This is a genomic window from Pseudomonas sp. GM102, assembly GCF_000282555.1.
In the GTDB taxonomy this organism is placed as follows: domain Bacteria; phylum Pseudomonadota; class Gammaproteobacteria; order Pseudomonadales; family Pseudomonadaceae; genus Aquipseudomonas.
This window is the reverse complement of record NZ_AKJB01000012.1, coordinates 100312-114720: the sequence shown is the minus strand read 5'-3', so window position 1 is coordinate 114720 and position 14409 is coordinate 100312. Positions and strand designations below refer to the sequence as shown.

Below are 14409 nucleotides of genomic sequence, written 5' to 3'. Positions count from 1 at the left end.
GTGCCCCGAGGGCTGGTAGTGCATGACCCCTGGCGCGCACGGCAATCAGCGCGCGCAGGGGCATTCTACGGTGGTCAATGCTCTTTGGCTTTCCTGATTCTGATCAAAATAAACAGCAGGACGCAGAGCGCGAGCGGGGTCATGGCCAGCAGGGCGTCTCTCGCGGAAATGTCCGCGCCCATGACATGCAATCCCGAGTAGAACAGCTTGAACAGGCTCAACAAGTAATAGGTGATGGCGATGATCGACAAGCCTTCGACGGCGCGCTGGATTTTGATTTGAGTATCGGCGCGGGCGTTCAGGCTCTTCAGGATTTCCGAGTTCTGCTCTTCCATTTCGACCTGGACACGGGCCTGCAACAAGTCCCCGAGGTTGGCCACGCTTTCGGCCAGTTGCTCCAGGCGCTGTTCGGTCACCGCGCAGTATCTGACCGTGGGTTTAAAGCGTCTTTCGATGAAGATACCCAGTCGCTGGCAATCACCCACATGACTTTCGCGCAGTTCGCCCAGGCGTTCGAAAACCAACTGTGCATAGGCTTGGGTGGCGCTGAAGCGGTGTCGGGTTTTTGCACTGCTGCTGACCACTTGCGCCGACAGGTTGGCAATATCGGTCAGCAACGCTTTCGCATTTCCGGTATCGGGGCCGGCGTTACGTTCCGAAAGGTTGACCAGGGTCTTGTCGAAGACGTTGAGCTGAGTGCTCAAGGCTTTCGCGGTGATGAGTGAAAGCGAAGCCATCATTCGGTAGGTTTCGATTTCCAGCAGACGGCGGATCATCCGTCCCAGGCGATAGGCATTCAGGCGTTTGTTCACGAACAGAAAACGGTTGGTGCCATCCTCGCTTAGGCGAAAATCGCTCCAGACCGTCGCATCGCCACCGCCGATGCAAGAGCCGCTGGGATCCTTGAATCCATAAACAGACAAATCGCCGGAAAAGGACGTATCAGTGCGCACCACAATCTGCACCGCGTTGATCACGTGCTGCATGAAGGGTTCGACCCGGTCCATCAAGGCCCTGGGTGGCGGGCTCCAGCATGGTTCCTGACTGGAGGAGGGCACCACCAGCGTCAGCGTCAGGAACTCCGCGTGCCGTTCCCACTTCAAGGCATGGCCCTCCAACTCGGTGATGCCCTGGGCTGCATCCGGGTCGACCGGGCCTGGGCAGCAGCGACTCAGCAGGGTGTCGCATTCCCCGTCATTCGCCAGAAACGCCAGATGAAACACGTGGGCGGGCTCGTCGAAATACAGAGAAGGGCGCGCGTGCAACTCGTTGTGCAGGATCAGTCTTTGCGGATGCATGCTGTTTGGGCCATGTTGGAGTTGTTTGTTCTTGGGACTGGATGCCCCATTCTTGAGTCACAAACAAAACCGGCGATCGACCAATGCCAGTCAGCCAAGCGCAGTACATGTGGGAGCGGGCTTGTGTGGCGATGGGGCAAGCCCCCTCGCCACACAAGCCCACAGGTGTTAACGCAACGCTGTACAGAACGCCCGAATCGCCTCGCAGGCCTGGCGCAATGACGCGTCATCCAGCGCATAGGCAATACGAATGTAGGGGCCAAGGCCGAACGCACTGCCATGCACCACCGCCACGTCCGCTTCGTCGAGCAGCGCGTGGGCGACATCTTCGTCGGTGTGCAGCACTCGACCAGCGGGCGAGGTTCGGCCGATCAGCCCCGCACAAGAGGCGAACGCATAGAACGCACCCGCTGGGCTCACGCATTCCAGTCCCGGCGTGTCGTTCAGCAGCGTCACCATCAAATCGCGACGAGCCTGGAAAGCGGCACGGCTTTCGCGGATGAAGTCTTTCGGCCCCTCCAGCGCGGCGAGTGCGGCTTGCTGCGAGACAGAGCTCGCGCCCGAGGTCTGCTGGCCCTGCAGTTTTTCCATGGCCTCCAGCAACCAGCGCGGCCCGGTGGCAAAACCGATGCGCCAACCGGTCATGGCGTAGGCCTTGGAGACACCGTTCATGGTCAGGGTTCGCGGCGCAAGTCGTGGCTCCACCTGGGCCAGGGTGTAGAACGCTTGATCGTCGAAGATCAGGTGTTCATAGATGTCATCGGCCAGAATCAGCACGTGGGGATGATCCAGCAACACAGCCGCCAGGGCACGAAGTTCCACCTCGCTGTACACCGCGCCGGTCGGATTGGACGGTGAGTTGAGAATCAACCAACGGGTCTGCGGGGTGATCGCGGCGGCCAGCACTGCGGGTGTCAGTTTGAAACCCATACCGGCATCGCAGGTGACGATCCGAGCTTCACCGCCGCACAGTTGCACCATCTCCGGGTAACTGACCCAGTACGGCGCCGGCACGATGACCTGGTCACCCTCGTTGAGGGTCGCGGCCAGGGCGTTGTAGATCACTTGTTTGCCACCGTTGCAAACCAGCGTGTCTTGCCAGCTCACGTCCAGACCATTTTCACGGCGGAACTTGGCCGCCACCGCTTCACGCAGTGAGCGCACACCGGCGACCTGGGTGTAGCGGGTATGGCCGTGCTCGATGGCATGAATAGCCGCCTCGCGCACATGTTTGGGGGTGTCGAAATCGGGTTCGCCGGCACACAGCGAAATGATCTTCGCCCCTTGTGCCCGACGCTCCGCCACCCGGTCCATGATCCGATAAGTCGCCGAGGGTTGTGCGCTGGCCAGGCGCTGATTCAGCCGTTGGATATCGACACTCATGCGCGGGATCTCCACTCAGTCAGGTTCATCTGTTCCAGGGTCGAGCGGCCTTCGGTCAGCGCCTGCATCATCTGCGCTTCCTTGTTCGCCCGCGCTTCGCCTTCGGCGAGGGTACGTGCTGCATCGGCCTTGGGAATGATGATCACGCCGTCGTCGTCAGCCACCACCAGATCGCCCTGTGCCACGAAAGCACCATTGAAATTGAACGGTTGTCCCACTGAGGGGGCGCTGGCCTTGACCGTACCTTTCACCGAAATGCCACGGGCAAATACCGGAAACTGGCGTTTCTTCAGCGCGGCGATATCGCGTACGCCACCATCGATGACCAAGCCGACCACGCCCGCCGCTTCGGCTGCCACGGTGAGCACCTCGCCCCAGTAACCGGCGATGAAACCACCCGTGCCCACGACCAGTACGCTGCCACGGGGCACGCGTTCCATCGCCAGATGCAGGGCCAGGTTGTCACCCGGCGAACACTCCAGCGGATAGGCGGGGGCAGCGATGAAGGCTCCGTCCCAGATCGGCCGGATCGCACTGTCGACCGCGCAGGGCAGATGGGACGCTTCATACAGTGTCGAGCTGCCCAGTACTTTTGCCCGCGCGCGAAAATCCAGGGGGAAGGGGAGCGTGGTCATCAGACTTTCCTCTGAAGGTTGTGGTAACCCAGGGCGGCCCGGGCTTCTTTAAGGGTTTTGCCTTGGGTGATCAGGGCGCGAATATCGGCTTCGACTGATTCGATCTGACGGGCACACGCCGCCACTTCAGCGGCACGGGCGCGAGGCACGATCACCACACCATTGGCGTCGGCGACCACGATGTCACGGGAGCAGACCCTCGCCGTGCCGATGGACACCGGCTGGTTGACCGACTGTACTTGCACGCGGTCTTTGCCGGTGCGCATGAAGCGGCCTTTGCTGAAGATCGGGTAGCCATCTCCCAACGCCTTGTTCACATCACGGCACACCCCGTCGATGACCGTTGCGGCGATCTGTCGAGAGCCCGCGTACTGGGTCATGATGTCGCCCCAAACGGTGCAGTCGGTGCGGCCGCCATTGTCGATCACCACCACGTCGCCAGGCGCGACGTCTTCGATGAAATCACCCACCGTGCCCGGCGGGACACTGGCCGAGACGTATTGCACGGTGAACGCCGGCCCGACGACGACCTTGCGGTAATTGTCCAGCGGTGCCACGCCGAGGCATTGACCGGGCAGGCCGAGCTTGTCCAGGGCATCGGAGACGCCCGGAGTGTCGAGGCCTTCAAACAAGGCGACCAGGGTTTGATCTTCAAGATTCATCAGGCGTGCTCCACGCGGATCGCTTCAAACTGAGTGTCGTGCATCACCTCGGCCACCGAGCGACCGCTGCGCACGGCCTCGACCATGCCGTCCTGGCGGCGGGCGATGCGTTCGCCGAGATCGATGACCTTTTCGATATAGGTTTGGGGGACGAATACGGTTCCGCAGGTATCGGCAATGACGTAGTCATCCTCGCTGACGTCGACACCGGCGACCTTGATCGTCATCGCCGCATCGATCTGCACCACCCGGTTACGCGCACTGATCATGGTCACGCCACGCCCATAAACCGGGTAACCAATCGCTTCGCTGCCGTCGATGTCGCGGCTGAAACCGTCGATCACCGTGCCGCGTACGTGCTTGCCGGCCGCCGCGTTGGCGAGGATGTCGCCCCAACAGGAAATCCCTTCGATACCGCCGGCGATCACCAGCACACGATCATCGCTGTCGATCTGTTCAACCACCGGGGTAATCAGGTGAACGGTCGGTAAGGTGTCGGACTTGGGTGCCAGCAATACGGTACTGGCGCGGCCAACGATCTTCGGGCAGTTCCACAGCGGGCGTAGCCCCACGGTGGCGCCCGGCAGGCCGAGGAAGTCGAGCGCATCGGAGACCGTGTTGGTATCCAGCGCCGCCAAGCGATCCAGCAAACTCTTATTGATCATGGGAAAGCCCCAGTGGTGACGGAGGCGCCCAGTGTCAGCGAGACAATTTGATAGGTATATTACTAATCACAGAAGCGTTACATACGTTAAACCTATGGATTAGCCATGATCAATTTCCGTCTGATTCGTCACCTCTGGTTGTTCCTGGCCGTCGCCGAAGAACAGAACTTCGGCCGCGCCGCCAAACGCTTGGGAATGTCCCAGCCACCGTTAAGCGAGCAGATTCAAGTGCTGGAGCAGGCGCTCAAGATCAAACTGTTCGACCGCTCGCGGCGTGGCGCGAAGCTGACTCCGGTGGGGGCGGCGATCCTGCCGGCGGTGCGAAAATTCGCCGAGCAACTGGAGCGCCTCGAACTGGCCGTGGAAGAGGCGGTGGCAGGGCAGTCGGGGATGTTGACCGTCGGCGCGATTTCCACGGCAATGTTCGATGTGTTGCCCGGGTTGATCGAGCAACTGAAGGTCGATTACCCGCACCTCAGCGTGTCCGTGCGGGAGATCGACAGCGTCGAAGCCGTGCCCGCGCTGGAAGCCGGGGACATCGACCTGGCCTTCGCCCGTCTGGACGGTGACCTGGGGGCTTCGATCAAGTCGCTGCCGCTGACCGAGGATCGCCTGGTCGTGGCGTTACCCAGCGATCATCCATTGGCTTCGCGCAAGCGCATCAGCCTGTCGAGCCTGGCCACCGAGCCCTTGGTGATGTTTTCCCGAAAGGTCAGCCCGGTGTACTTCGACAATCTGATCGCAACCTGCCGCGCCAGTGGTTTTTCCCCGCGCGTGTTGCATGAAGTGCGCTCCGTCGCTTCGCAAATCGCTTTCGTCAGTTGTGGGCAAGGCATCGCGTTGGTGCCGGCGTCGCTGAAAAAACTGGCCCCCGATAATGTGGTATTGCGCCCCCTGAGCCAGCCGCTCAATGTGGTGACGACAGCGGTGGCCTGGAACGCCGATCGGCCCAATCCGCTGGTGGAGGAGGTGGTCGCCCGGCTCCGAAAGAGCGTTTGATAGGTTTGACCTATGACGGTATTCCCGAATGAGGAATTTACAGAAGGCCCGATCCCCGCGAAATTGACGGCCTGCCGGTGCAAAACCTGTGGCGAGGGAGCTTGCTCCCGCTTGAGTGCGCAGCACTCACAAAATCCTTGGGCCTGCTACGCAGCCCAGCGGGAGCAAGCTCCCTCGCCACACAAGCTCGCTCGCCACAGTGAATAGCATTTGCAGCCCGGCGGTCACCTTTTCGCTCAAGGAATCCATCACGTGTCCAAACCCGAAACCTTCACTCAAGCGCACATTCCTCTGACGGTGGAGGGCGTCCAGCTGAACATCGCTACCCTTCACCGAGGCGGTGTCCTGGCGCCGATTGTGTTCCTGCATGGGTTTGGCTCGACCAAGGAAGACTATGCCGACATCGTGCAGCAGGCTGCCTTCGCCGGTCATCCTTTCGTCGCTTATGACGCACCGGGTTGCGGCGAAAGCCAGTGCAGTGACCTTTCGCGGATTTCCATCCCTTTTCTGCTGAAAACTGCGTTGCAGGTGCTCGGGCATTTTGGTATCGAACGCTTTCATCTGGTCGGTCACTCCATGGGCGGACTGACCGCACTGATGCTGGCTCATCAATGCCCGGACCGGGTACTGAGCTTCGTCGACATCGAGGGCAACATCGCCCCGGAGGACTGTTTCCTCAGCCGGCAGATCGTCGATTACCCGGCGGACGATCCCGAGGTGTTTTTCGCCGCCTTCATCGAACGCGCCCGGCACGCGCCGGCTTATGCCAGTGCGCTTTATTCCGCAAGCTTGCGGCACAAGGTTCGTGCCGGAGCGGTACGCGGGATCTTCGAGTCGATGGTCGATCTTTCCGACAACGCCGACTTGATGGGCAAGTTCCTCGGCCTGGCATGCCCGCGCATGTTCATGTACGGCGAGCAGAACGCTTCATTATCCTATCTGCCGCATATCCAGGCCCAAGGCGTGCGGTTGGCGCCGATCGCGCAGTGCGGGCATTTCCCCATGTATTCCAACCCGATCGCGATGTGGCAGCAGATCGCCGATTTTCAGGCGAACGGCCATCGCGGATGAGTCCGGCACAAGATGCACAGCAGCGTTGTGAACTATTCTTCTCAAGTGGCCCCTGCAATGCCTCATTCAAGGAGTTGATATAAATCAAGGCCCAAGAGGCTTTAAGGGTGGAGTCTGGGCCTGATGCCGGATTCTCGAGCCGGCGTCGAGGATCAACCTGTCTGGAGTCAGATCATGAGCCAGTATCAACGGTTATTACTGATCATCAACCCGCTCCTGCGCCATTCACCTGCGATAAACCATGGCGCCGCCCTGGCCAAGGCCAGTGGGGCGAGCTTGCACATTGCCGGCCTGATTCCCTCGTTGGATATTCTGTCGCTGCTCGAAGAAGGCGACCGCAAAATGGCTCGCGCGACCTACCTTCAGGAGCACCGTGACTGGCTCGATGAACAGGCGGTAAAGATGCAAGGCCGGGGAATCGAGGTGACAACCGAAGTCGCATGGGCTGACAACATGCGCCAGGACATCCTTGACCACGTCACGCAAATGCAGCCCGATCTCTTGATCAAGCAAGTGCAGCATGAGCCGGTGCTCAAGCGCGCGTTCTTCACGCCGCTGGATTGGCGTTTGTTGCGCCATTGTCCGGTCCCGGTTTATCTGGTGGGGGGTGAATGCCATGCCTTGCCGCAGAAGGTGGTGGCCGCGGTTGACGTGTCAGACACCGAGCCTTCGAACAGTGAACTCAATGACCGGATCATCCTGCAGGCGTCGAGCCTTGCGCTGCAGTGCAATGCCGAGCTGCATCTGCTGTACGCGTGTGACATTTCGGCAGCTTTTCTGGCGGATCTGGGCGGCGGTCTGACGCTCTCGGAGCTGACCAAGGAGTTACGCAGCGACCTGGAAGCGTCATTTCTCAAGCTGGCCGCCCGATTCGGTGTACCCCCTGAGTGTCGACATTTCATCATCGGGCAACCTGTCTCGGTACTGAGCGAATTCACCCACGTGCATCAAGTGGATGTGATCGTGATGGGCAGGGCTCAATACCGTGGCCTGGAGCGGCTGCTTGGCAGCACGACGGAACATATCCTGTACCAGGTGCCTTGCAGCATTCTGGCGGTCTAGGGGCGGGCACCCTTATCGGGATCCCGCCCCAGGGAGGTTTTCAAATGACTAGTCCTTCATTGCAAACCATCTTGCATGACCGGGTCGATGCCGGCCGAGGCCTGGTGGAGCCGTTGCTTAAATACGCTAAAAGAGCCGACGTCATTGTCCTTGCCTTGCCCCGGGGCGGCGTTCCTGTGGCCTACGAAGTGGCCACGGCCCTGGAGGTTCGCCTGGACCTGATGTTGGTACGCAAGTTGGGAGTACCGACCCACCAGGAGTTCGCCATGGGCGCGATTGCCAGTGGCGGCATACAAATCGTCAATGAAGATGCGCTGCGGGCGAACGGTATTGATCAACGCACGCTCGATGGCGTGGTTGCAAAGGAAACGCAGGAATTGTTGCGTCGCGAGCGGGTATACCGGGCATCGCGCGCACCTGTGGCGCTCAAGGATCAGGTGGTGATTCTGATCGATGATGGCCTGGCGACAGGGGCGACGATGATGGCCGCGATACAGGCCGTGCGCCTGCAAGCGCCGTCTCGCATCGTCGTTGCCGTGCCGGTGGCCCCCCTTGAGACGGCAGAGGCGTTGCGCGACGAAGTGGACGAGCTGATCTGCCCGCTGATCCCTGATTGGCTGATTTCGATCGGCCATTGGTACACGGATTTTTCGCAGACATCGGACGAAGAAGTCATCGATCTTTTGCACCGGGCGTGGCAAAGAGAGTCCGGTTCGGGCGACTCATTTCAGAACGGTTCCGGTATTTGAGCCGATGCCTGGCATGGAATAAACCATGTCAGGCCTTCAAGTAATCCTGACGTTCACGAATTGCCACGGATCGGATTCATCGGTCTGCTCGGGCATCAGAGAGTGACGCCCGGTAAGAGGCGTCCAGTCGGAATAAATGCCTTCTACATTGCCAAGGTAAGGCATGCATATCTGCAGAATCTCCCTGAAGGGCAATTCATCCGGTTCGACTATGCCGCGTTGCGGATTGCGAATAACCCAGATCACGCCGGCCAGCACTCCCGCCGTCACTTGCAGGCTGGTGGCGCTGTTATAGGGGCATAGAGCCCGGGCTTGCTGGATCGATAAGCGCGAGCCATACCAATAACTGTTCCTGGCATGCCCCATCAGCAGCACGCCGAGTTCGTCACTGCCGTCGAGGATTTCGTCATCGAGCAGACGCTGGCCGCTCTGCGGTTTCCAGTTGCGCTCGGCGAGTTCGTGCACCGAGAGCAACGCGTCATCACAGGGCCGATAGGCGTAGTGGACGGTCGGCCGGTAAGTCGGCTGCCTTCCCTGGCCAAGGGTCAGGTAGTCGGCAATCGACAGGGCTTCGTTATGGGTCACGAGCAGCGCATGGGTTGGCCCCGTCGAGGGTGTCCAGGTTCGAACCGGCGTGGAGGCGCCGGGGCGTTGCAGATAGATCCCGGCCTGGCACCCGAAGGCGTGGTAATAGCCATCCTCGGGAAGCACTTTCTCATGGCTGCCCCAGCCCAACTCCGCCGGTTGGCTGCCTTCACTGATGAAGCCGTCCACGGACCAGGTGTTGACGAACTCATCGGCGATTTTGTGTTGCGATGAATACTGCGAATCGCGTTCGGCAATGTGAATGCAGCGGATATTCAGTCGGCTGGCCAGTTGCGCCCATTCTTCGCGAGTAGCGGGCAGGGGCGTTGTGTCACCCAAATCCTCAGCGAGGTTGACCAGTGCCTGCTTGACCAGGTGAGATACCAGCCCCGGATTGGCCCCGTGGGTCAAGATGGCGGTGGGAAGACCTTGCGCACTTTCATCCCGAAGCTGAAGTGCCGCTTCCCTCAATGCATAGTTGGATCTTTCGGACAGGGATTTGTCGGGGTCGGTATAACCGCCTTCCCACGGTTCGATACAGGTGTCCAGATACAACACGCCTTTACGCTGGGCGAACTGAATCAGGGACAGGCTGGATACACCCACCGAGAGGTTGAGCAGAAAGTCGCCCGCGCTCAAAAGAGGGTCCAGCACCTTCTCGTAATTATTCTGGTCCAGTTGCTCGGCTTGGTGGGTGACGCCAAATTCCTGCGCGAGCAGCCTTCCATCTTCATCAGGACTGAGGATCAACAATCGCTGCGGCTCAAGCTCAAGATGGCGCAACAGCAGCGGGAGTACGCCTTTTCCGATACAGCCAGAGCCGATCATCACCAACCTGGCATTAAAGGGCTGAATGACATGCTCAAGGTCGGACATCGATTGCCTCCACCGCCTGACAGCGCGCTCGCCGCGAATGACCTGTCGATAACCACGACGCTCTCAACTAGAGACTGCAACGCTGACTTAAAACTCAAAAAAGTTTCGGACGCCTTCAAGGTGGATCTCCTGCACCCATCGAGACCGAAAAAAAACTCATGAGAATGAGGCGAACTGCTGGCCCCCCGATGTCCGTTTGGTTGTCAAACTTGCTTTCTTTTCAGAAGGTTAGGCATTGGCGATATGCGGACTTTGGTTTGGATGGCTGCAACGTTTTTCCTGGTGACTCTCTCGCTTGAGGCTCAGGCAAAGGACCTGAGCAAAAACAGTCGTTTCGTCTGCAGCTGGGGCTCGGACATAGCTGCCGGCGCACAGGCGTCGAAGCTTTCCGGGCTCACGCTTTACGGGGCACGCAGGAAACTGCAAGCGCGAAAATTCCCCCGGCCGTGGATGCGTATGACAGCCATGGGGATCACGGAACAAACCTATAACAGTCCCTCGCGCCTCAAGCCGTCCGGCATCAAGCAAACGTATTACGAGCAATGCATCAACCACGAACTGGCGCAACGGTAGCCTGGAGAAGGGCTAATGTAGGAGCTGCCGCAGGCTGCGATCTTTTGACTTTGGCGTTTGTTCAGGCATGAGTCGTCTATTGGAAAAGATCAAAGGATCGCAGCCTTCGGCAGCTCCTACGGGGGTTCCCTCGCAACATACGCCGACAGCTCACAATCCCCATCCCTCTTTCACAGCCTTTCGAATCCCCTCCAGCAACATTGCAAACGCCGGGTTGTCATTGTTCTCGCGCCAGATCAAATGCAGCTCGCTCTGCACGCCTTCCCCCAGATCGATATCGCGAAACACCACGTTCTTAAACACGACACTGGTGGCGCAGCGCGGCACTAGCGCCAGGCCCATTCCGGCGTTGACCAGAGCCAGGATGGTCAGGGACGAGCCGAGCCATTGCACATATTCCGGGGCGACGCGGGCCGAACGGAGCATGCCGGTCAGCAGTTCGTTGAACGGCGGGTAAGCCGCATGGGAGTACATGAGGAAGGGTTGTGCGTCCAGGTCTTTGACAGACACGGTTTCGGCGCTGGCCAGCCGATGGTTATGGGGGACGGCCAATACAAAGGGTTCACGCACCAGGCATTCGGTGGCGTAGCCCGGCTCCAGCAACGGCGCGCGGACAATGCCCAGATCGATCCGGCGGGCGCGAAGGGCTTCGTGTTGCTGGTAGGTGTTCATCTCCGACAGATCGATTTTGACCTGAGGCTGTTTGAGCCGCGCTTCAGCAATGACCTTGGGCAGGAACTCGTAAACGGCGCTGCCGACGAAGCTGATGTTGACCGTACCGATGTCCCCTTCGGCGAAACGCCGGGCGGTCACGGCGGCTTGCTGAGCGCGCTCCAGCAGGTTCTGCGCTTCGATGAAGAAGGCCCGGCCGGCGGCGGTCAAGGCGACGCTGCGGGTGCTGCGGGTGAACAACTCGACGCCGAGGTGATGCTCCAACAATTGAATCTGCCGACTGAGGGGCGGTTGGGTCATGTTCAACCGTTCGGCGGCCCGGCGGAAGTTGAGTTCGGTGGCGACGGTTGTAAAGCAGCGCAATTGCGTCAGTTCGAACATTGATCTAATCCAAGTATCAATCGAGTGCCAAGTTAGATTAGACGGGATCAATAGGCCCGTCCATGATCGGCTTTCCCCTAAAAAAACAATGAACGGGAGTCGCCCCTTGAATAACCATCAGAGTCCGCCGGACCCGACAGTCCTCGCCCGAGCAGCGGCCAAGGTCAAACGTCATGTGCTGCCGCTGTTCGTGGTGATGTTCATCGTCAACTACATCGACCGGGTCAACATCGGCTTCGTGCGCAGCCACCTGGAAACCGACCTGGGCATTGGCGCCGCGGCCTATGGCTTGGGTGCCGGGCTGTTTTTCATCGGTTACGCGATCTTCGAAGTGCCTTCCAATATGTTGCTGCAACGCTACGGTGCCCGCGCCTGGTTGACGCGCATCATGTTCACCTGGGGCGCGGCGGCGATGGCCATGGCCTTTGTGCGCGGCGAAACCAGTTTCTATGTGCTGCGCTTCATTCTTGGCGCCGCCGAGGCGGGGTTTTTCCCCGGCATCATTTACTACTTCACCCAATGGCTGCCATCGAGCGAACGGGGCAAGGCCATGGCAATCTTCCTCAGCGGTTCGGCCATTGCCTCGGTGATTTCCGGTCCGGTGTCCGGCGCGCTGCTGCACGTCAGCGGTTTCAGCCTGCACGGTTGGCAGTGGATGTTCCTGATTGAAGGCTTTGCCTCCATCGTGCTCTGTGGGTTTGTCTGGTTCTGGCTGCAATCCCATCCACGTCAGGCGAATTGGCTTAGCGCCGAAGAAAAGGATGCTCTGGTCAGCGCCATTGCCCAGGAACAGCAGGCTCGCGAAGCCATGCAGACGGTCAAACCGTCGATGTTCAAATTACTGGCCGATCGGCAGATTGCTTTGTTCTGCTTTATCTACTTTTCCATCGCCCTGACGATTTATGGCGCCACGTTCTGGCTGCCCAGCATGATTAAGAAAATGGGCAACCTGGGCGACTTCCAGGTCGGCCTGTTCAACTCGATCCCGTGGATTATTTCCATCCTGGCGATGTATGGCTTCGCCGCCATGGCCAGCAAATGGAAATACCAGCAGGCCTGGGTGGCCGTGACGCTGGTGATTGCCGCATTCGGCATGTTCATGTCGACCACCGGCGGGCCGATCTTCGCCTTCGTCGCCATCTGTTTTGCGGCCATTGGTTTCAAGGCGGCTTCAGCATTGTTCTGGCCGATTCCCCAAGGCTATCTGGATGCGCGCATTGCCGCGGCGGTGATCGCGCTGATCAACTCCATCGGTAATCTCGGCGGTTTCGTCGCGCCGACCGCGTTCGGTTTCCTGGAGCAGACCACCGGTTCCATCGAGGGCGGTTTGTACGGCCTGGCGGCGACTTCTCTGGTGGCGGCCGTGGTGATCTTTTTTGCCCGCACTGCACCGCGTGGCGACACGCGCCGCTCGCTCACCGGTAAACCGGTCGACGTCGCAGCAGCAAAAAATCCTGTCAGTCATCAAGCCTTGAATACCGAGCCAAAGGGAGCTGCCTCTTGAAAATCAAACGCGTCACCGTCACCCCCATCGCCTTCCGTGATCCGCCGCTGCTCAATGCCAGTGGCATTCACGAACCCTTCGCGCTGCGCTCGATCATCGAGATCGAGAGCGACAATGGCTACATCGGCCTGGGCGAAAGCTACGGCGACGCCCCGGCGCTGGCGATTCAACAGCAATTGCAAAGTCAGCTGATCGGTCTCGACCCGTTCAACCTCAACCAGTTACGCGCCATCGTGCAGGCCACCGTGGCGGCAAACAAAACCCAGAGCATCGCCGGTGCAGAATTGGCGCCTGGCTCTCACGCCAGCAAAGCGGTAAGCAACGCGTATTCGGCGTTCGAAGTGGCGTTTCTCGATCTACAGGCGCATTCCCTGAACGTGCCGTTGGTGGACCTGCTGGGCGGGGCGATTCGTGATGAGGTGCCGTTCAGCGCCTATCTGTTCTTCAAGTACGCGCAACACATCGATTCCCCCTACAAACCGGATAGCTGGGGCGAGGCGTTGAGTGAAGAGCAGATCGTTGCCCAGGCCCGGCGCATGATCGAGGCCTATGGCTTCAAGAGCATCAAACTCAAGGCCGGCGCACTGCCGCCGGAGCATGAAGTGTCGTGCATCAAAGCGCTGAAAAAGGCCTTTCCCGGCTACCCGCTGCGCATCGACCCGAACGGCAACTGGTCGCTGGAAACCTCGATTCGCATGGCCGAACTGCTGGGCGATGACCTGCAGTATTACGAAGACCCGACACCGGGCCTCGACGGCATGGCCGAACTGCACAAACGCACCGGTCTGCCGCTGGCGACTAATATGGTGGTCACTGACTTTGATGAGTTCCGCCGCAGCGTAGCCCTGAACAGCGTGCAGATCGTGCTCGCCGACCATCATTACTGGGGTGGCCTGCGCGACACCCAGGCGCTGGCGAAAATGTGCGACACCTTCGGCCTTGGCGTGTCCATGCATTCCAATTCGCACTTGGGCATCAGCCTGATGGCCATGGCGCAAGTCGCCGCTTCGGTGCCAAACCTCGATTACGCCTGTGACACCCATTACCCCTGGCAGGAACCGGACGAGGAGGTGATCAAGGGCGGTAAGCTGCCCATCGTCAATGGCTGCGTGAAAATCACCCGTGCACCAGGGTTAGGCCTTGAACTGGATCACGATCAATTGGGCAAACTGCATGACCAATACCTGACCTGCGGCATTCGTCAGCGCGATGACGTGAAGCAGATGCAGCGTTACAAGCCGGAGTGGAAGACGCTCAAGCCGCGTTTTTGATCGCGCATTCCCGCAAAAAACGG

14 protein-coding genes are annotated in these 14409 nt (G+C 59.7%); 7 read left to right on the top strand and 7 right to left on the bottom strand.

The features are described from left to right. Positions 1-74: 74 nt before the first annotated feature. The 5 genes from PMI18_RS26040 to PMI18_RS26060 all read right to left on the bottom strand — a co-directional run bounded on the left by PMI18_RS26040 (position 75) and on the right by PMI18_RS26060 (position 4643). Complete coding sequence (locus PMI18_RS26040) at positions 75-1298, bottom strand: DUF3422 domain-containing protein (RefSeq protein WP_007895745.1); 1224 nt, start codon at positions 1296-1298, stop codon at positions 75-77. A 168-nt stretch (positions 1299-1466) separates the two neighbouring features. Continuing rightward, a complete protein-coding gene (locus PMI18_RS26045) occupies positions 1467-2681 on the bottom strand; it encodes a pyridoxal phosphate-dependent aminotransferase (protein ID WP_007895744.1) in 1215 nt (404 codons plus the stop codon). Then, the gene (locus PMI18_RS26050; protein ID WP_007895743.1) at positions 2678-3316 is read right to left on the bottom strand and encodes an RraA family protein; all 639 of its coding nucleotides are present in this window, start codon (positions 3314-3316) and stop codon (positions 2678-2680) included. Before PMI18_RS26050 ends, PMI18_RS26045 begins: the two co-directional genes overlap by 4 nt. Further along, the gene (locus PMI18_RS26055; RefSeq protein ID WP_007895742.1) at positions 3316-3978 is read right to left on the bottom strand and encodes an RraA family protein; all 663 of its coding nucleotides are present in this window, start codon (positions 3976-3978) and stop codon (positions 3316-3318) included. The genes PMI18_RS26050 and PMI18_RS26055 overlap by 1 nt, the downstream gene beginning before the upstream one ends. Next, positions 3978-4643 carry an RraA family protein gene (locus PMI18_RS26060; RefSeq protein ID WP_007895741.1) on the bottom strand — a complete coding sequence of 222 codons (666 nt, stop codon included), beginning with the start codon at positions 4641-4643 and terminating at the stop codon, positions 3978-3980. Before PMI18_RS26060 ends, PMI18_RS26055 begins: the two co-directional genes overlap by 1 nt. Positions 4644-4748: 105 nt before the next feature. Between PMI18_RS26060 and PMI18_RS26065 the strand changes: the two genes are divergently transcribed. From PMI18_RS26065 to PMI18_RS26080, 4 genes are all read left to right on the top strand, one after another. Continuing rightward, on the top strand, positions 4749-5642 hold the full coding sequence (locus tag PMI18_RS26065) for a LysR family transcriptional regulator (protein WP_007895738.1): 894 nt from the start codon (positions 4749-4751) through the stop codon (positions 5640-5642). A gap of 252 nt (positions 5643-5894) precedes the next feature. After that, a complete protein-coding gene (locus tag PMI18_RS26070) occupies positions 5895-6713 on the top strand; it encodes an alpha/beta fold hydrolase (protein WP_007895723.1) in 819 nt (272 codons plus the stop codon). 174 nt (positions 6714-6887) lie between these two features. Next, positions 6888-7775: a universal stress protein gene (locus PMI18_RS26075; protein ID WP_007895712.1), complete on the top strand. Its 888-nt coding sequence runs from the start codon at positions 6888-6890 to the stop codon at positions 7773-7775. A 44-nt stretch (positions 7776-7819) separates the two neighbouring features. Further along, complete coding sequence (locus PMI18_RS26080; protein ID WP_007895709.1) at positions 7820-8524, top strand: phosphoribosyltransferase; 705 nt, start codon at positions 7820-7822, stop codon at positions 8522-8524. 36 nt (positions 8525-8560) lie between these two features. Here the strand turns inward: PMI18_RS26080 and PMI18_RS26085 are convergent, their stop codons facing one another. Further along, entirely contained in the window at positions 8561-9985 is a 1425-nt protein-coding gene (locus PMI18_RS26085) for a homospermidine synthase (protein ID WP_007895707.1), read from the bottom strand. 243 nt (positions 9986-10228) lie between these two features. Between PMI18_RS26085 and PMI18_RS26090 the strand changes: the two genes are divergently transcribed. Continuing rightward, on the top strand, positions 10229-10558 hold the full coding sequence (locus PMI18_RS26090) for a hypothetical protein (protein ID WP_007895705.1): 330 nt from the start codon (positions 10229-10231) through the stop codon (positions 10556-10558). A gap of 150 nt (positions 10559-10708) precedes the next feature. On the opposite strand, the gene PMI18_RS26095 is transcribed toward PMI18_RS26090, so the two are convergent. After that, positions 10709-11611 carry a LysR substrate-binding domain-containing protein gene (locus PMI18_RS26095; protein ID WP_007895703.1) on the bottom strand — a complete coding sequence of 301 codons (903 nt, stop codon included), beginning with the start codon at positions 11609-11611 and terminating at the stop codon, positions 10709-10711. Between the two features lie 106 nt (positions 11612-11717). Here PMI18_RS26095 and PMI18_RS26100 point away from each other — a divergent pair, with 106 nt between their 5' ends. Beyond that, positions 11718-13115 (top strand): MFS transporter, encoded by a 1398-nt coding sequence (locus PMI18_RS26100; protein WP_007895700.1) that lies wholly within the window; start codon positions 11718-11720, stop codon positions 13113-13115. After that, positions 13112-14386, top strand: a complete 1275-nt coding sequence (locus tag PMI18_RS26105) for a glucarate dehydratase family protein (RefSeq protein WP_007895691.1) — start codon at positions 13112-13114, stop codon at positions 14384-14386. The genes PMI18_RS26100 and PMI18_RS26105 overlap by 4 nt, the downstream gene beginning before the upstream one ends. Positions 14387-14409: the final 23 nt, after the last annotated feature.